Raw genomic sequence first — 16,651 nt, forward strand, 5'->3', positions numbered from 1 at the left:
CCCAGCCGATCGGCTTCGACGCCCCGGACGAGCAGCCGGTGGTGTTGCTGATCTTCCTGCTGGTGCCCGAGGCGGCGACGCAGAAGCACCTGGAGATCCTCTCGGAGATCGCCGAGCTGCTGAGCGACGGCGCGCTGCGCGAGCGCCTGAAGACCTGCGGCGATGCGGCCGAGCTGCACCGGATGATCGCCGAGTGGCAGCCCGCCCGGCCGGCCCCGGCGGGCGACTGAGCGGCCCGGCTGCGCCCGCGGGACGGTTGCCGTGAAACCCAACGTCGTCAGCGCCCACGTCCTGTTCGAGGAATTCCGCGCGCTGCTCAAGTGGCGCTGGATCGCCGGGCTGGGCGCCTCCGAGCGGCGCTTCGCCGAGGTCGCGGTGCGCGCCGCGCGCTCGGGCGCCGACCTGGTCGGCTACCTGAACTACATCCATCCCTACCGGGTGCAGATCCTGGGCGAGCGCGAGATCCGCTACCTGTGCAACGCCACGCCCGAGGATTGCGAGCGCCGCATCGCGCGCATCGTCACGCTCGAGCCGCCGGTGCTGGTGCTCTCGGACGACCAGGAGGCGCCCGCGGAGCTGCTCGCCATGTGCGAGCGGGCGCAGATCCCGCTGTTTGCCACGCACGAATCGGCCGCCTTCGTGAGCGACGTGCTGCGCGCCTACCTGTCCAAGCACTTTGCCGATCGCACCACCATGCACGGCGTGTTCATGGACATCCTGGGCCTGGGCGTGCTGATCACGGGCGAATCGGGCCTGGGCAAGAGCGAACTGGGGCTGGAGCTGATCTCGCGCGGCAACGGCCTGGTGGCCGACGACGCGGTCGACCTGTACCGCATCAACCAGACCACCATCGAGGGCAAGTGCCCCGAATTGCTGCAGAACCTGCTGGAGGTGCGCGGCATCGGCCTTTTGGACATCCGCGCGATCTTCGGCGAATCGGCAGTGCGCCGGCGCATGCGCCTCAAGCTCATCGTGCACCTGGTGCGCAAGGAAACCCTGGAGCGCGACTATGAGCGCATGCCCTACGAGCCGCTCACGCAGGACGTGCTGGGCGTGCCGGTGCTCAAGGTGATCATCCAGGTGGTGGCGGGGCGCAACATCGCCGTGCTGGTCGAGGCGGCGGTGCGCAACACCATCCTGCAGCTGCGCGGCATCGACACCTACCAGGAATTCGTCGAGCGCCACCGCCGCGCCATGGAGCAGGGCGGGGCCTGAAGGCCCGGCCTCAACCCGGCTTGCGCGGCGTGGAGGCCTGTTGCTCGGCCGCGGCGGCGCACTCGGCGCACTGGCCGTAGAGCTCCATGGAGTGGTCGCGCACCACCCAGCCGTTCTGGCGCGCGATGAGCTGCTGGCGCCGCTCGATCTCCGGGTCGTAGAACTCCTCGACCTTGTTGCACACGGTGCAGATGAAGTGGTCGTGGTGCTCGCCCTCGTTGAGTTCGTAGATCGACTTGCCGCCCTCGAAGTTGCTGCGCAGCAGGATGCCTGCCTGCTCGAACTGCGTGAGCACGCGGTAGACGGTCGCCAGGCCGATGTCGGAGCGCTCGTCCAGCAGCACGCGGAACACATCCTCGGCCGTCATGTGGCGCTGGGCGCCACTTTGGAAGATCTGCAGGATCTTCAGACGCGGCAGGGTGGCCTTCAGGCCCGTACTCTTGAGTTCCTCGATGTGCTTCATCCCTGCCCTTTCGTGTGCCAGTCGTGTGAGGAGGTGGCTGCGCGCGAAGGCCTGAAAAATCCTGCCGCTACAATCGTCTGGATCATATCGCCATGCCTATTTCCATGCCTGTTTCCGCCCATTGGCTCGTGCGCTTCGGCGCGGCCCTGCTCCTCGGCGCCGCAGCGTCCGGCTGTGCGGACACGGCGCACCGCGTGGTCGGCGCCGTCACGCCCTACAAGGTCGAGGTGGTGCAGGGCAACTTCATCTCCCGCGAGCAGGTGGCGGCGCTGCAGCCCGGCATGGGCCGCCAGCAGGTGCGCGAGATCCTCGGCACGCCGCTGCTGGCGAGCGTCTTTCACGCCGACCGCTGGGAGTACGTGTTCACGCTCAAGCGACCGGGCGTGGAAGTGCAGTCGCGCCGCCTGACCGTGTTCTTCCGGGACAACGTGCTCGAGCGCGTGGAGGGCGACGAGATGCCGAGCGAGGCCGAATTCGTCGCCTCGCTGGCTTCCAAGGCCTCCAGGCGGGCGGTGCCGGTGCTGGAAGCCACCGAGGCGCAGCTGGCGCGCCACCCCACCCAGCCCGACACCGCGCCGCCGCTGGAGGCCGAGCCGCCCGCGCCGCCTCCGCCGACCAGCTACCCGCCGCTGGAATCCGCGCCGCGCTGAATCCAGGCGGGCAGGGCCGCCCGGCGGCGCCCGCGGCTCCGCTTCCCTGTCCCCGTTCACTACCCCCTGCCGACATGAGTGCCTCTTCCCCCTCCCTTCGCCGCGTCGCGGTCGCCGGCGCCAGCGGCCGCATGGGCCGCATGCTGGTCGAGGCGATCGCCGCCAGCAGCGACTGCCGCCTGGCGGGCGCGCTGGACATTCCCGGCAGCCCGGCGCTGGGTCAGGACGCGCTGGCCCACCTGGGCCGCAGCAGCGGCGTGGCCATCACCAGCGACCTGCAGGCCGGACTGGCCGATGCCGATGTGCTGATCGACTTCACGCGCCCCGAGGGCACGCTGGCGCACGCCGCCGCCTGCGCCGCGGCCGGCGTGCAGATGGTGATCGGCACCACCGGTTTTTCCGAGGCCCAGAAGGCCGAGTTGCAGGCTGCGGCCGACAAGGTGGCGATCGTCCTCGCGCCGAACATGAGCGTGGGCGTGAACGTCACGCTCAAGCTGCTGCAGATGGCGGCGCGCGCGCTCGACCAGGGCTACGACATCGAGGTCATCGAGGCGCACCACAAGCACAAGGTGGACGCGCCCTCGGGCACGGCGCTGAAGATGGGCGAAGTCATCGCCGAGGCGCAGGGCACGCGCCTGGCCGACCGCGCGGTCTACGAGCGCTACGGCCACACCGGCGAGCGCCCGGCGAACGCCATCGGCTTTGCCACGGTGCGCGGCGGCGACATCGTGGGCGACCACACGGTGCTGTTTGCCGGCACCGGCGAGCGCGTGGAAATCTCCCACCGCTCCAGCAGCCGCGAGGGCTACGCCCAGGGCAGCCTGCGCGCCGTGCGTTTCCTGGCCGGCAAGGAAGCCGGCCTGTTCGACATGTTCGACGTGCTCGGCCTCAATGGCTGAGCCGACAGGCCGCAGGCGCGCGGGGCGCGCGCCCTAGAATCGGCCTGCCACGCACCGCGTCCCGCCGCCCGGTGTCCGGATTCCCCTCTCTTCCCGCCATGCAAGACAAGTACAACCCCGCCGAGGTGGAGCGCGCCGCGCACGCCCACTGGAACGCCCGCGACGCCTACCGCGTCACCGAGGACGCTTCCAAACCGAAGTTCTACGCCTGCTCCATGCTGCCCTATCCCAGCGGCAAGCTGCACATGGGCCACGTGCGCAACTACACCATCAACGACATGCTCACGCGCCAGCTGCGCATGCAGGGCTACAACGTGCTGATGCCCATGGGCTGGGACGCCTTCGGCCTGCCGGCGGAGAATGCGGCGCTCAAGAACAAGGTGCCGCCGGCGCAGTGGACCTGGGACAACATCGCCTACATGAAGCGGCAGATGCAGGCCATGGGCCTGGCCATCGACTGGAGCCGCGAGGTCGCCACCTGCGACCCGCAGTACTACAAGTGGAACCAGTGGCTGTTCCTGAAGATGCTGGAAAAGGGCATCGCCTACCGCAAGACCCAGGTGGTCAACTGGGACCCGGTGGACCAGACGGTGCTGGCCAACGAGCAGGTCATCGACGGCAAGGGTTGGCGCACCGGCGCACCGGTCGAGAAGCGCGAGATCCCGGGCTACTACCTGAAGATCACAACTTACGCGCAGGAGCTGCTCGACCACGTGCAGCTGGGCGGCGAGAAGGCGACGCTCACGGGCTGGCCCGACAAGGTGCGCGTGATGCAGGAGAACTGGATCGGCAAGTCCAGCGGTGTGCGCTTTGCCTTCACGCACGACATCCGGGGTGCCGACGGCGCGCTGATCGGGGACGGCCGCATGTACGTCTTCACCACGCGCGCCGACACCATCATGGGGGTGACGTTCTGCGCCGTGGCGCCCGAGCACCCGCTGGCGCTGCACGCCGCGGCCGGCAACCCGCAGCTGGCCGCCTTCATCGAGGAATGCAAGAAGGGCGGTACCACCGAGGCGGAGCTCGCCGCGCGCGAGAAGGCCGGTATGCCCACGGGGCTGGTCGTCACGCATCCGCTCACCGGCGAGCCGGTCCCGCTGTGGGTGGGCAACTACGTGCTGATGGGCTATGGCGACGGCGCCGTCATGGGCGTGCCGGCGCACGACGAGCGCGACTTCGCCTTTGCGCTCAAATACGGCCTGCCGATCAAGCAGGTGATCCTGGTCGATGGCGAGGAATTCGACTTCCATCGCTGGCAGGACTGGTACGCCGACAAGGAGCGCGGCGTGACCATCAACTCCGACAACTTCAGCGGCCTGGGCCACCAGGAGGCCGTGGCGGCGGTGGCGCACGCGCTCGAAGCCAAGGGACTGGGCGAGCTCAAGACCACCTGGCGCCTGCGCGACTGGGGCATCTCGCGCCAGCGCTACTGGGGCACGCCGATTCCCATCATCCACTGCGAGGACTGTGGCGCCCAGCCCGTGCCGGAACAGGACCTGCCGGTGGTGCTGCCCGAAGGGCTGGTGCCCGATGGCTCGGGCAACCCGCTGGTGCACTCGGAGGAATTCCACGCCGGCGTCACCTGCCCCTGCTGCGGCAAGGCGGCGCGGCGCGAGACCGACACCATGGACACCTTCGTGGACTCGTCCTGGTACTTCATGCGCTATTGCGACGCGAACGACCACGAGCGCATGGTCGGCGGTGGCACGGACTACTGGATGCCGATGGACCAGTACATCGGTGGCATCGAGCACGCCATCCTGCACCTGCTGTACGCGCGTTTCTGGACCAAGGTCATGCGCGACCTGGGGCTGGTCAAGGTCGATGAGCCCTTCACGCGCCTGCTCACGCAGGGCATGGTGCTCAACCACATCTACAGCCGCCGCACAGCGCGCGGCGCCAAGGAATACTTCTGGCCGCACGACGTGGAGCACGTGCTGGGCGAGGACGGCAAGGTCGTCGGCGCGCGGCTGAAGCACGCCGTGGACAGCGGCGACGGCCTGCTGCCCGTGGGCACGCCCATCGACTACGAGGGCGTGGGCACCATGTCCAAGTCGAAGAACAACGGCGTCGATCCGCAGGACCTGATCGAGCGCTACGGCGCCGACACCGCGCGCCTCTACACCATGTTCACCGCGCCGCCCGAGCTGACCCTGGAGTGGAACGACGCCGCGGTCGAGGGCAGCCACCGCTTCCTGCGCCGCGTGTGGGCCTTCGGCCACCGGCTGGCGGCGCTGGACAAGGATGCGGCGCTGGCCAGCGTCGCCGGTGCCACCAGCCTGGCGGACGTTGCCTTCGGCCCGGCCGCGCGCGCGCTGCGCCTGGAGATCCACACGGTGCTCAAGCAGGTGGATTACGACTACCAACGCATGCAGTACAACACCGTGGTCTCGGGCTGCATGAAGATGCTCAACGCGCTGGAGGGCTTCAAGGACCACGCCGATGCGGGCGCCCAAGTGGCGCTGATCGAGGGTTTTGGCATCCTGCTGCGCGCCCTCTACCCTGCCACGCCGCACCTCACGCACGTGCTGTGGGAGCAGCTGGGCTACGCCAGCCAGCTCGGCGACCTGCTGGATGCGCCCTGGCCCCAGGTGGACCCCGGCGCGCTGGTGCAGGACGAACTGGAGCTGGTGCTGCAGGTCAACGGCAAGCTGCGCGGCGCGCTGCGCGTGCCTGCCAGCGCCGACCGGGCGGCGATCGAGCAGGCAGCGCTGGCGAGCGAGGAATTCCAGAAATTCTCCGAGGGCCGCACCGCGAAGAAGGTGGTGGTGGTTCCGGGTCGCCTGGTCAACGTGGTGGTCTGAGGCCAAGAGGACACCCATGCGCAAGCGCACCCTGTTGCTCACCCTGCTGGCTGCGGCGCCGCTGGCGGCGTGCGGCTTTCGCCTGCGTGGCGTGCCGCAGTTCGCCTTTCGCTCGCTCTACGTGCAGGCCGAGGCGGGGTCCGAGCTGGTGCGCGAACTGCGCCGCACGCTGGTCGGCGCCGGCGGCGACCTGCTCCTGCTGAGCGAGCCCGCACAACTGCCCCAGGCCGAGGCGGTGCTGGAATTCCTGTCCGAGCAGCGCGAGCGTGTGGTGGTCGGCCAGAACGCCACCGGCCAGGTGCGCGAGCTGCAGCTGCGCCTGCGGCTGCGCTTTCGGCTGCGCGGGCGCGACGGCCAGGAATGGATCGCCCCCACCGAGATCGCGCAGACGCGCGACATCAGCTACAACGAGACCATCGCCCTGTCCAAGGAAGGCGAGGAGGCGCTGCTGTTTCGCAACATGCAGACCGACCTTGTGCAGCAGCTGCTGCGCCGCCTGGCGGCCGCACGCGCGCCGGGGGCGTGAGCGGCGGCCGACGCCTGCCGGAGCGCCCCGACCGAAGCCATGCACCTGCCGCTCGCCCAGCTGGACGCCCACCTGCAGCAGGGCCTGCGCCCGCTGTACGTGCTGCACGGCGACGAACCCCTGCTGCAGCAGGAGGCGCTGGACGCCATCCGCGCCGCCGCGCGTGCCGCCGGCCACACCGAGCGCAGCAGCTTCACCGTCGCCGGCGCGCACTTCGACTGGAGCGGCGTGCTCGCCGCCGGGGGGTCGCTGTCGCTGTTCGCTGAGCGGCAGCTGCTGGAGCTGCGCATCCCTTCGGGCAAGCCGGGCAAGGACGGCTCGGCCGCACTGCAGCAGCTGGCCGAGCGCGCGCCCGCGAGCGAAGACGTGCTCACCGTCGTCGTGCTGCCGCGCCTGGACAAGGCGGCGCGCGCCAGCGCCTGGTTCACGGCGCTCGAAGGCGCCGGCGTGGCCGTCCAGATCGACCCTGTGGGGCGTGCGCAGCTGCCCGCCTGGATCGCGCGCCGGCTGGCGGCGCAGGGCCAGCGCGTGCCCGCCGGCGAGGCCGGCCAGCACATGCTGCAGTTCTTCGCCGACCAGGTGGAAGGCAACCTGCTGGCGGCGCACCAGGAGATCGCCAAGCTGGCGCTGCTGCACCCGCCCGGGGAGCTGCCGGCCGGCGCCATCGAGGCGGCCGTGCTGAACGTGGCGCGCTACGACGCCTTCCAGCTGTCGGAGGTGGTGCTCTCCGGGCAGGTGCTGCGCACCCAGCGCATGCTCGAGGGCCTGGAGGCCGCAGGTGCGGCACCGGTGCTGGTGCACTGGGCGTTGGCCGAGGACATCCGCGCCCTCAAGCGCTGCCGCGAGGCACTGGACGCCGGCAAGCCGCTGCCCATGGCGCTGCGCGAAAACCGCGTCTGGGGCCCGAAGGAGCGTCTGTTCGAGCCCTTGCTGCGGCGCGCTACTGCGGCCCAGCTCGGGCGCCTCCTGCAATCGGCCCACACGGTGGACGGCATCGTCAAGGGCCTGAAAGCCCCCGACTGGCCGCAGGAGCCCTGGCAGGCGCTGGCGCGGCTGGCGCTGCAGGTCGGCCGGCTGGCGCGCCCTGGCTGACCGGCCCGATCGGTGCACCGGGCTCGTCTCCAGACCAGCGCACCCAGCGGCACAGCGAGCGCTGCAGCCAGCTTCTTCAGCGTGGACGCACTCCCCGAGCGCTTCCCGCTCTCGATCTGGCTGATGAAGGGCTTGCTCAGGCCGGCGGACTTGGCCAGTGCCTCTTGGCTGAGCCCACGGTGCTCGCGCCAAGCCCTGAGGGGCGTGATTTCCGTCCGCGATGGCGAAAGCCACCACCGAGGGAATGCGGATGCCGTCATCGCTGGCCATGGCGCGGTCAAGTGCGGCGTTGTCGCCAGCCTCCTCAATGGCGCCGCGCACCCTGTCCCACATGTCGGCAGGAACCCCATAGAAGGCCGGCTTTCCGTCCTTTTCAATCACTTGAATTTCGGTCATTTGTAGACGCCATACGCGACATCGGTTGCGCACACACGTGTGGATCCTCGCTGCGCCGGGGCAAACCTGAGGCGCTCGCATGGGACGGGAGATGCCGCTGCAGCAGCGGACACCTCAAGCAGGGCGCATGGCAGCTGTCCGCAGCGCTGCCTCGGCCTTGGCCGCCCATTGCGTCAGGGCGTCGACCAGCGCGCCGTGGCTGAAGGAGCAGCTTTCCTCGGTGAACAGGGCGCCGGCCTCCAGGCGGTCGAGCAGGTCCAGCAAGACTTCGCCATAGCGCGGCGGCAAAGTCTTGAGCAGCTCGCCCTGGGCACGGGCGGCCTGGCTGAAGGCGTGGTTGCTGAGGCGCTGGCCGGCCAGTTGCTGCAGGTCGGCGCGCAGGTTGTCGAGTTGGGCGAGGGCAAGGGTGTGGCTCATGGGCACAGGTTAGCGCGCTGCGTGCTGCCGAGGGTATGCCATCTGCGCCAGAATCCTGTCCATGAATGCGCTGAACATCGCTGAATACACCCAGACCCTCGGCCTGCAGGCCAAGGCCGCCTCCTTCCTGATGGCCCGGGCGCCCGCCGCCGCCAAGGCCGCGGCCCTGCGGGCGCTGGCGCGGCTGCTGCGCGAGGGCGTCGAAGAGCTCGCCGCCGCCAACGCCCAGGACCTGGAGCGCGCCCGCGCCGCCGGCCTGGCCGAGCCCATGGTCGATCGCCTCAAGCTCACGCCCCGGGTGATCGAGACCTGCGCCCAGGGCTGCGAGCAGCTGGCCGCCATGCCCGACATCATCGGCGAGATCCAGGGCATGCAGCAGCAGCCCAGCGGCATCCGCGTCGGCCGCATGCGCGTGCCCATCGGCGTGTTCGGCATGATCTACGAGAGCCGGCCGAACGTGACCATCGAGGCCGCCAGCCTGTCGATCAAGAGCGGCAACGCGGCGATCCTGCGCGGCGGCTCGGAGGCCATCGACTCCAACCGCGCACTCGCGCGCCTCGTCACCCAGGCCCTGCAGGAGGCCGGCCTGCCCGCGCACGCAGTGCAGCTGGTCGAGACCACCGACCGCGCCGCCGTCGGCCAGCTGATCGCCATGCCCCAGTATGTGGATGTGATCATCCCGCGCGGCGGCAAGGGCCTGATCGAGCGCATCAGCGCGGAGGCGAAAGTGCCGGTCATCAAGCACCTGGACGGCAATTGCCACACCTACGTGGACGATCCCGTGGACATCGACATGGCCGTCAAGGTGGCGGACAACGCCAAGACGAACAAGTACAGCCCCTGCAACGCGAGCGAGGGCCTGCTGGTGGCGCGCGGCGTGGCGGGCGAATTCCTGCCGCGGATCGGCTCGATCTATGCCGCCAAGGGCGTGCAGATGCGCGGCTGCCCCGAGGCGCTGGCGATCCTGCGCGGCGTGCCGGGCGCCGAGCTGGCCGAGGCCACCGAGCAGGATTGGGGCGAGGAATACCTGGCGCCCATCATCAGCATCAAGGTGGTTGCCGGCGTGGACGAGGCCATCGCGCACATCAACCGCTACGGCAGCCACCACACCGACGCGATCCTCACGCGCGACCACCTGCACGCCCAGCAGTTCCTGCGCGACGTGGATTCGGCCAGCTGCATGGTGAACGCCAGCACGCGCTTTGCCGATGGCTTCGAGTACGGCCTGGGCGCCGAGATCGGCATCAGCACCGACAAGTTCCACGCGCGCGGCCCGGTGGGCATCGAGGGGCTGACCTCGCTCAAGTGGGTGGTGCTGGGCGAGGGCGACGTGCGCGCCTGAGCGCGAGTGCGGCGGTGCGATGAAGATCATCATCCTCGGGGCAGGGCGCGTCGGCCACAGCGTGGCCGAGAGCTTGGTGTCGGAGAAGAACGACATCACCGTGATCGACACCGATGCGCGCCGCCTGCGCGAGCTGCAGGATCGCTACGACCTGCGCGGCGTGGTCGGCAACGGGATCGATCCGGCCGTGCTGGCCGAGGCCGGCGCACGCGACACCGACCTGCTGATCGCCTGCGCCGCGCAGGACGAGACCAACCTGGTGTGCTGCAAGGTCGCGCAGATGGCCTTCGGCATCCCGACGCGCATCGCGCGCGTGCGCTCCTCGGGCTTCGGGGGCAGCGCCGGCCACGGGCTGCTGGGCAAGGACGGCTTTGGCGTGGACCGCATCATCTGCCCGGAGGAGTCGCTCACGCGCTACATCGGCAAGCTGGTGGAATTTCCGGAGGCGCTGCAGGTGCGCCAGTTCGCCGGCGGGCGCGCCTGCCTGGTGTCGGTGCGCGCGCGCGCCGGGGCGCCGCTGGTCGGGATGCCGATCAGCGCCATGCGCGAGTCCGCGCCCGACGTCGCCATGCGCATCGTCGCCATCTACCGGCGCTTTCCCGACGAGCCCGACCGCTTCGTGCCCTGCGATGGCGCGACGCGCGTGGAGCCGCTGGACGAGGTGTTCGTGCTCGCCGGGCGCGAGCGCGTGGCGCAGATCCTGGCGGCGCTGCACCGCCGCCAGGGTCGGCCCGCCCGGCCGGTGCGCCGCATCATGATCGCCGGCGGCGGGCGCGTGGGGCTGCGCCTGGCGCGCCAGCTGGCGGGCGAGGGGCGCTTTCACCTCAAGCTGGTGGAAAAGGACACCGAGCGCTGCATCGCGCTGGCCGCCGAGCTGCCGTCCGACGTGCTGGTGCTGCAGGGCGACGCCACCGACGAGGACCTGCTGGGCGGCGAGGCCATCGAGGAGGTGGACCTGTTCCTCGCGCTGACCAACGACGACGAGGACAACATCATGGCCTGCCTGCTGGCCAAGCGCATGGGCGCGCGGCGCGTGCTGGCGCTGATCAACCGGCGCAGCTATGCCGACCTGATGCACGGCACGCAGATCGACATCGCGCTCTCGCCGTCCCAGGCCATGCTGGGCGAGCTGCTGACCTACGTGCGCCGCGGCGACGTGCAGGCGGTGCACAGCCTGCGCCGCGGCGTGGCGGAGGCGCTGGAGATCGTCGCGCGGGGCGATCGCAAGACCTCGCGCGTGGTCGGGCGGCGCATGGACGAGCTGCGGTTGCCGCCCGAGGTCCACATGGGCCTGATCGTGCGCGGCCTGCCGGATGCACCGCCCGACCCGGCCACCGCCGCCGACACCCCGCTGCCCGAGCCGCAGGTCATCATCCCGCGCAGCAATACCGTGCTGGAAAGCGGCGACCACGTGGTGTTCTTCCTGCCGCACAAGCGCCTGGTGCCGGAGGTGGAACGCCTGTTCCGCGTCAGCGCCACCTTCTTCTAGGGCGGGCTGCCGCCCCGCCTGCCGCCCATGTCCGACCTGCTGCCCGTCCTGCGCGTGCTCGGCGCCCTGCTGGCCATGTTCGCGCTGACGCTGGGCGTGCCGCTCGTGGCCTCGCTGGTGGCGCGCGAAGGCCTGTGGCCGCACTACGCGCTCGCCATGGCCGTGACGCTGGGCGTGGCGGCCATTCTCTGGTGGGGGCTGGCCGAACACCAGCGCGAGCTGTTGCCGCGCCACGGCATCCTGCTGGTCTCCCTGGTCTGGCTGGCGACGCCGTTCTTCGCCGCGCTGCCGCTGCTGATGGTCATGCAGGCGATCGGGCGGCCGATGTCCTTCACCCATGCCTACTTCGAGGCCGTATCGGGCCTGACCACCACCGGCTCCACGGTGTTGGCGCAGCTCGACGCACTGCCGCTGTCGGTGAACATGTGGCGCACCTTCATGCAGTGGATCGGCGGCATGGGCATCCTGATCCTGGCGGTGGCGATCCTGCCGCTGCTGGGCCTGGGCGGCAGCCAGCTGTTCAAGGCGGAAGCCGCCGGGCCGGTCAAGGACACCAAGCTCACCCCCCGCATGACCGAGACCGCCAAGGGCCTGTGGGGCGTGTACGTGGCCTTCTCGCTGGCCTGCGCGCTGGCCTACTGGCTGGCCGGCATGGCGCCGGCGGACGCGATCATGCACATGTTCTCCACCGTGAGCCTGGGCGGCCTGTCCTCGCACGATGCGAGCTTCGGCTTCTTCGCATCGCCCCTGCTGGAGACCATCGCCTTCGTCTTCATGCTGGCGGCGAGCTGCAACTTCGCGCTGTATTTCATCGCGCTGCGCAAGGGCAGCTGGCGCAGCCTGTGGCACGACCCCGAAATGCGCGCCACGCTTGCGGCCCTGCTGGGCGGCGGGCTGGTGGTGGCGCTGCTGCTGTGGGCCAAGGGCATGTACGCGCCGCTGGAGGCGTTGCGCCTGGGGATGTTCCACGTGGTCTCGGTGGCCACGACCACCGGCTACGCCACCACCGACTACCTGGCCTGGCCGGTGTTCGCGCCGGTATTCATGCTGCTCTTGTCGGGCGTGGCGACCAGCGCCGGCTCCACGGGCGGGGGCATCAAGATGGTGCGCATGCTGATCCTGCTCAAGCAGGCGCGGCGCGAGATGACGCGCGCCGTGCATCCGCGCGCCGTGCAGCCGCTGCGCCTGGGCAACCGGGTGGTGGAGAGCCCCATGGTGTTCTCCGTGCTGGCCTTCATGCTGATGTACGGCGCCACCGTCATCACCCTGAGCATGGTGCTGCTCCTGACTGACCTGGACATGGTCACGGCCTTCTCGGCAGTGCTGGCCAGCGTGCACTGCACCGGCCCGGGGCTGGGCCTGCTCGGGCCTTCGTCGAACTACGCCGTGCTGACCGATTTTCAGCTCTGGGTGTGCACGCTCGCGATGCTGCTCGGGCGGCTGGAGATCCTGAGCTTCATGGCATTGCTCACGCCGGCCTTCTGGCGACGCTGAAGACGGGAAAAGTGCGTACGGGGGAGGCCGGCACCGCTCCCTACAATGGGCCGCTTCACGTCAGAGCAGGGCAGCCATGGTTCCGCACCTCATCACCGCGCTCACCGGCCCGATCAACGAGCTGGAGCAGCGCATCCTCGAATCGATGCCGGCGATCGAGCGCTGGTTCCGCCTGGAGTGGATGGAGCACACGCCGCCGTTCTACGCCTCGGTGGACATCCGGAACGCCGGCTTCAAGCTCGCACCGGTGGACACCAACCTGTTCCCCGGCGGCTGGAACAACCTCACGGACGAGATGCTGCCGCTGGCGGTGCAGGCGGCGATGGCGGCCATCGAGAAGATCTGTCCGGAGGCGCGCAACCTCCTGATCATTCCCGAGAATCATTCGCGCAATACCTTCTACTTGTCCAGCATTGCGCAGCTGGTGCGCATCTTCAACATGGCGGGGTTGAACGTGCGCGTCGGCTCCATCAGCCCGGACGTCAAGAAGACCACCACCATCGAGCTGCCGCACGGCGACAAGGTGGTGCTCGAACCCGTGGTGCGCAGCCGCCACCGCCTGGGCGTCAAGCACTTCGACCCCTGCACCATCCTGCTCAACAACGACCTCTCGGCTGGCCCGCCGGGCATCCTGGAGGAGCTCTACGAGCAGTACCTGCTGCCGCCGCTGCACGCCGGCTGGAGCGTGCGCAGGAAGAGCCGCCACTTCCAGAGCTACGAGGAAGTGGCCAAGCGTTTCGGCAAGATGCTGGGCATCGACCCCTGGCTGATCAACCCGCTGTTCACGCCGGTGCGTGGCGTGGACTTCAACGAGGACGCCAGCATCGAGCAGCTCGCCACCGCGGTGGACGCAACGCTGGCCAAGGTGCGGCGCAAGTACAAGGAATACGGCATCAACGAGAAGCCCTTCGCCGTCGTGAAGGCCGACAACGGCACCTACGGCATGGGCATCATGACCGTGCGCGACGCCAAGGAGCTGGCCGGGCTGAACCGCAAGGCGCGCAACAAGATGGCCGTCATCAAGGACGGCCAGCCGGTGCACGACGTGATCGTGCAGGAGGGCGTGCTCACGCAGGAGCGCGTGCACCAGGCGGTGGCCGAGCCGGTGGTCTACATGATGGACCGCTACGTGGTCGGGGGCTTCTACCGCATCCACGCCGAGCGTGGCACCGACGAGAACCTGAACGCCCCGGGCGCGAGCTTCGTGCCGCTGGCCTTCCAGCACGGCGCGCAGCTGCCCCAGCCGGGCGCGCGCCCGGGCGCCAGTGCTCCGAACCGCTTCTACATGTACGGCGTGGTGGCGCGCGTGGCGCTGGTGGCGGCCAGCTACGAGCTCGAGGCCACCGACCCCGACGCGGAAGTCTATGACTGAGCCGCGCCGCAGCACGCTCCGCACCCGCGGCCCCCGCGCCATGGCAGCTCCCACCCAGGCAGGACGCAGTCGGCTGCCGGCCCTCACCCTGGGGGCCGTCGGCGTCGTCTATGGCGACATCGGCACCAGCGTGCTCTACACGCTCAAGGAGGTGTTCGGCTCGGGCCACGTACCCTTCACCGAGGCGAACGTCTTTGGCGTGCTGTCCATCGTCTTCTGGACGCTTACCGTCATCGTCTCGCTCAAGTACGTGACCCTGGTGCTGCGCGCCGACAACGAGGGCGAGGGCGGCCTGGTCGCCATGCTGGCCCTGGCTTCCCGGGCAGTGCGCGACAAGGCCCCGGGCCTGCGCAAGTGGATGCTGCTCATCGGCATCTTCGGCACCTGCCTGTTCTACGGCGACGGCGTCATCACGCCGGCGATCACGGTGCTCTCGGCGGTGGAAGGCCTGGACGTGGTCTCGCCCGCCTTCCGGCGCGGCGTGATCCCGCTGACGCTGGCCATCCTGCTGGCACTGTTCTTGGTGCAAAAGCGCGGCACGGCCGGGATCGGGCGCTTTTTCGGGCCGGTCATGCTGCTGTGGTTCGCGGTCATCGCCGCCCTCGGCGGCTGGCACATCGCGCAGCACCCGCAAATCCTCGGCGCCCTCGGTCCGCACCACGCCCTGCTGTTCATCGGGCGGCACCCGGGCATCAGCTTCATCATCCTGGGCGCGGTCGTGCTGTGCGTCACCGGGGCCGAGGCGCTGTACGCCGACATGGGCCACTTCGGCCGCCGGCCGATCCGCATTGCCTGGTTCTCCATCGTCATGCCGGCGCTGACGCTCAACTACTTCGGCCAAGGCGCGCTGCTGTTGTCCAACCCCGAGGCGGTGAGGAACCCCTTCTTCATGCTGGCGCCCGGCTGGCTCATGCTGCCGCTGGTGGGGCTGGCGACCGTCGCGGCGGTGATCGCCTCGCAGGCGCTGATCACCGGCGCCTTCAGCGTCACGCGCCAAGTGATCCAGCTCGGCTACCTGCCGCGCCTGCGCATCCTGCACACCAGCGCGCGCGACACCGGCCAGGTCTACCTGCCCTTCGTCAACTGGAGCCTGTTCGGGCTGATCGTGCTGGCGGTGCTGCTGTTTCGCTCCTCCAGCAACCTGGCGGCGGCCTACGGCATCGCCGTGACGCTGGACATGACCATCACCACGGTCCTCACCTTCTTCGTGCTGCGCTACGGCTGGGGCTACCGCCTGGGCCTGGCGCTGGCGGCCACCGGCTGCTTCCTGGCGGTGGATCTGGCCTTCTTCGCCTCCAACCTGCTCAAGCTGCTCGACGGCGGCTGGTTCCCCTTGCTGATCGGCGCTGCCATCTTCGTCCTGATGACCACCTGGAAGGATGGCCGCGAATTGCTCGCCGAAACCCTGCGCCGCGGCTCGGTCGACCTGCCGTCCTTCCTCGATGCAGTCTTCGCCAGCCCGCCGGCGCGCGTGCCGGGCACCGCCGTGTTTCTGACGGCCGAGCCGGGCGTGGTGCCGAACGCCCTGCTGCACAACCTCCGGCACAACAAGGTGCTGCACGAGCAGAACCTGTTCGTGACCGTGCGCAACCACGAGGTCCCCTGGATCGGCATGCAGCGCCGGCTGGAGGCGGAGCCGCTGGGGCATGGCTGCTGGCGCATCACGCTGCACTACGGCTTCAAGAACAGCCCGGACCTGCCGCGTGCGCTCGGCCTGCTGTCCGGGCGCGGCATCGCGCTTGAACCCATGGCGACCAGCTACTTCCTGTCGCGCGACATCGTCATCCCCACCCCGGGCGCCGGCCTGGCGCCGTGGCGCGAGCGCCTGTTCGCCCAGATGCACCGCAGCGCCAGCGCAGCCGCGGACTTCCTGAACCTGCCGAGCAATGCGGTGGTCGAGCTGGGCTCGATGGTGGAGATCTGAGGGGCAGCCGGCTGTCGCGCCGGACGCTGCGGGCGTCTCGCAGCCGGTGCCACAATCGTGCGCCATGCGCTTCTTCCGAGACCTGAGCCTGTCGGCCGCCACGGCGGGTTTCGTCGCCGTGCTGGTCGGCTTCACCAGCTCCGTCGCCCTGGTGTTCCAGGCGGCCCAGTCCTTCGGCGCCACGCCCGCGCAGATCACCTCCTGGATGTGGGCCCTGGGCCTGGGCATGGGGCTGTGCTCGCTGCTGCCCTCGCTGATCCTGCGCCAGCCGGTGATGGTCGCCTGGTCCACCCCGGGCGCGGCCGTGTTGGCAGCGGCCGGCGCCACCGGCGGCTTCGGCATGGGCGAGGCGGTCGGGGCCTTCATCGCCTGCGCGCTGCTCATCACGCTGGCGGGCGCCACCGGCTGGTTCGAGCGGATGATGAACCGCATCCCCATGGAGATCGCCTCGGCGCTGCTGGCCGGCGTGCTGGCGCGCTTTGGCATGCAGGCCTTCGCCGCGCTGCAGACGGCGCTGCCGCTGGTGCTGGCGATGTTGCTCGCCTACCTGCTGGCGCGCCGGCTGCCG

General features: G+C 69.9%; 15 protein-coding genes and 1 pseudogene. 13 read left to right on the forward strand and 3 right to left on the reverse strand.

The window, feature by feature from the left end:
• A partial coding sequence (locus A612_RS01215) for a PTS sugar transporter subunit IIA (RefSeq protein ID WP_019372793.1) occupies positions 1-230 on the forward strand: 230 nt, incomplete at its 5' end.
• A gap of 31 nt (positions 231-261) precedes the next feature.
• Entirely contained in the window at positions 262-1,215 is a 954-nt protein-coding gene (hprK, locus tag A612_RS01220; RefSeq protein ID WP_019372794.1) for an HPr(Ser) kinase/phosphatase, read from the forward strand.
• Positions 1,216-1,225: 10 nt separating this feature from the next.
• Here hprK and fur read toward each other — a convergent pair whose 3' ends face one another.
• Positions 1,226-1,678, reverse strand: a complete 453-nt coding sequence (gene fur, locus A612_RS01225; protein ID WP_019372795.1) for a ferric iron uptake transcriptional regulator — start codon at positions 1,676-1,678, stop codon at positions 1,226-1,228.
• A gap of 104 nt (positions 1,679-1,782) precedes the next feature.
• Between fur and A612_RS01230 the strand changes: the two genes are divergently transcribed.
• The 5 genes from A612_RS01230 (at position 1,783) to holA (ending at position 7,649) form a co-directional block, all read left to right on the forward strand.
• Positions 1,783-2,328: an outer membrane protein assembly factor BamE gene (locus A612_RS01230; protein WP_110012107.1), complete on the forward strand. Its 546-nt coding sequence runs from the start codon at positions 1,783-1,785 to the stop codon at positions 2,326-2,328.
• Between the two features lie 74 nt (positions 2,329-2,402).
• Positions 2,403-3,227 (forward strand): 4-hydroxy-tetrahydrodipicolinate reductase, encoded by an 825-nt coding sequence (dapB, locus tag A612_RS01235; RefSeq protein ID WP_040435502.1) that lies wholly within the window; start codon positions 2,403-2,405, stop codon positions 3,225-3,227.
• A gap of 98 nt (positions 3,228-3,325) precedes the next feature.
• Complete coding sequence (gene leuS, locus A612_RS01240; protein ID WP_019372798.1) at positions 3,326-6,031, forward strand: leucine--tRNA ligase; 2,706 nt, start codon at positions 3,326-3,328, stop codon at positions 6,029-6,031.
• Positions 6,032-6,047: 16 nt separating this feature from the next.
• Complete coding sequence (locus A612_RS01245) at positions 6,048-6,557, forward strand: LPS-assembly lipoprotein LptE (RefSeq protein ID WP_019372799.1); 510 nt, start codon at positions 6,048-6,050, stop codon at positions 6,555-6,557.
• A gap of 39 nt (positions 6,558-6,596) precedes the next feature.
• Positions 6,597-7,649: a DNA polymerase III subunit delta gene (gene holA / locus A612_RS01250; protein ID WP_019372800.1), complete on the forward strand. Its 1,053-nt coding sequence runs from the start codon at positions 6,597-6,599 to the stop codon at positions 7,647-7,649.
• Positions 7,650-7,744: 95 nt separating this feature from the next.
• Here the strand turns inward: holA and A612_RS18090 are convergent.
• Both A612_RS18090 and A612_RS01260 read right to left on the reverse strand, forming a co-directional pair.
• A pseudogene (locus A612_RS18090) lies at positions 7,745-7,999 on the reverse strand (helix-turn-helix domain-containing protein); the annotation flags it as partial.
• A 160-nt stretch (positions 8,000-8,159) separates the two neighbouring features.
• The gene (locus A612_RS01260; RefSeq protein ID WP_019372801.1) at positions 8,160-8,462 is read right to left on the reverse strand and encodes a hypothetical protein; all 303 of its coding nucleotides are present in this window, start codon (positions 8,460-8,462) and stop codon (positions 8,160-8,162) included.
• 61 nt (positions 8,463-8,523) lie between these two features.
• Here A612_RS01260 and A612_RS01265 point away from each other — a divergent pair, with 61 nt between their 5' ends.
• The 6 genes from A612_RS01265 to A612_RS01290 all read left to right on the forward strand — a co-directional run.
• Positions 8,524-9,804, forward strand: coding sequence for a glutamate-5-semialdehyde dehydrogenase (locus A612_RS01265; RefSeq protein ID WP_019372802.1), 1,281 nt, complete (start codon positions 8,524-8,526; stop codon positions 9,802-9,804).
• A 19-nt stretch (positions 9,805-9,823) separates the two neighbouring features.
• The gene (trkA, locus tag A612_RS01270; protein WP_019372803.1) at positions 9,824-11,293 is read left to right on the forward strand and encodes a Trk system potassium transporter TrkA; all 1,470 of its coding nucleotides are present in this window, start codon (positions 9,824-9,826) and stop codon (positions 11,291-11,293) included.
• Positions 11,294-11,320: 27 nt separating this feature from the next.
• Positions 11,321-12,787 (forward strand): TrkH family potassium uptake protein, encoded by a 1,467-nt coding sequence (locus A612_RS01275; RefSeq protein WP_019372804.1) that lies wholly within the window; start codon positions 11,321-11,323, stop codon positions 12,785-12,787.
• Between the two features lie 76 nt (positions 12,788-12,863).
• Positions 12,864-14,159: a glutamate--cysteine ligase gene (gene gshA, locus A612_RS01280; RefSeq protein ID WP_019372805.1), complete on the forward strand. Its 1,296-nt coding sequence runs from the start codon at positions 12,864-12,866 to the stop codon at positions 14,157-14,159.
• Positions 14,160-14,199: 40 nt separating this feature from the next.
• Entirely contained in the window at positions 14,200-16,083 is a 1,884-nt protein-coding gene (locus tag A612_RS01285; protein WP_040435504.1) for a potassium transporter Kup, read from the forward strand.
• A 64-nt stretch (positions 16,084-16,147) separates the two neighbouring features.
• Positions 16,148-16,651, forward strand: a 504-nt coding sequence (locus tag A612_RS01290; RefSeq protein WP_019372807.1) for a benzoate/H(+) symporter BenE family transporter, incomplete at its 3' end; no start/stop codon positions are given.

This window comes from Melaminivora alkalimesophila (assembly GCF_000282995.1).
GTDB classification, from domain to species: Bacteria; Pseudomonadota; Gammaproteobacteria; order Burkholderiales; family Burkholderiaceae_C; genus Melaminivora; species Melaminivora alkalimesophila.

Coding starts and splice junctions, on each gene's coding strand:
- A612_RS01285 (WP_040435504.1), top strand. CDS start 14,200: ATGGCAGCTCCCACCCAGGCAGGACGCAGTCGGCTGCCGGCCCTCACC.
- trkA (WP_019372803.1), top strand. CDS start 9,824: ATGAAGATCATCATCCTCGGGGCAGGGCGCGTCGGCCACAGCGTGGCC.
- holA (WP_019372800.1), top strand. CDS start 6,597: ATGCACCTGCCGCTCGCCCAGCTGGACGCCCACCTGCAGCAGGGCCTG.
- A612_RS01275 (WP_019372804.1), top strand. CDS start 11,321: ATGTCCGACCTGCTGCCCGTCCTGCGCGTGCTCGGCGCCCTGCTGGCC.
- dapB (WP_040435502.1), top strand. CDS start 2,403: ATGAGTGCCTCTTCCCCCTCCCTTCGCCGCGTCGCGGTCGCCGGCGCC.
- A612_RS01260 (WP_019372801.1), bottom strand. CDS start 8,462: ATGAGCCACACCCTTGCCCTCGCCCAACTCGACAACCTGCGCGCCGAC.
- A612_RS01245 (WP_019372799.1), top strand. CDS start 6,048: ATGCGCAAGCGCACCCTGTTGCTCACCCTGCTGGCTGCGGCGCCGCTG.
- A612_RS01265 (WP_019372802.1), top strand. CDS start 8,524: ATGAATGCGCTGAACATCGCTGAATACACCCAGACCCTCGGCCTGCAG.
- A612_RS01230 (WP_110012107.1), top strand. CDS start 1,783: ATGCCTGTTTCCGCCCATTGGCTCGTGCGCTTCGGCGCGGCCCTGCTC.
- leuS (WP_019372798.1), top strand. CDS start 3,326: ATGCAAGACAAGTACAACCCCGCCGAGGTGGAGCGCGCCGCGCACGCC.
- fur (WP_019372795.1), bottom strand. CDS start 1,678: ATGAAGCACATCGAGGAACTCAAGAGTACGGGCCTGAAGGCCACCCTG.
- gshA (WP_019372805.1), top strand. CDS start 12,864: ATGGTTCCGCACCTCATCACCGCGCTCACCGGCCCGATCAACGAGCTG.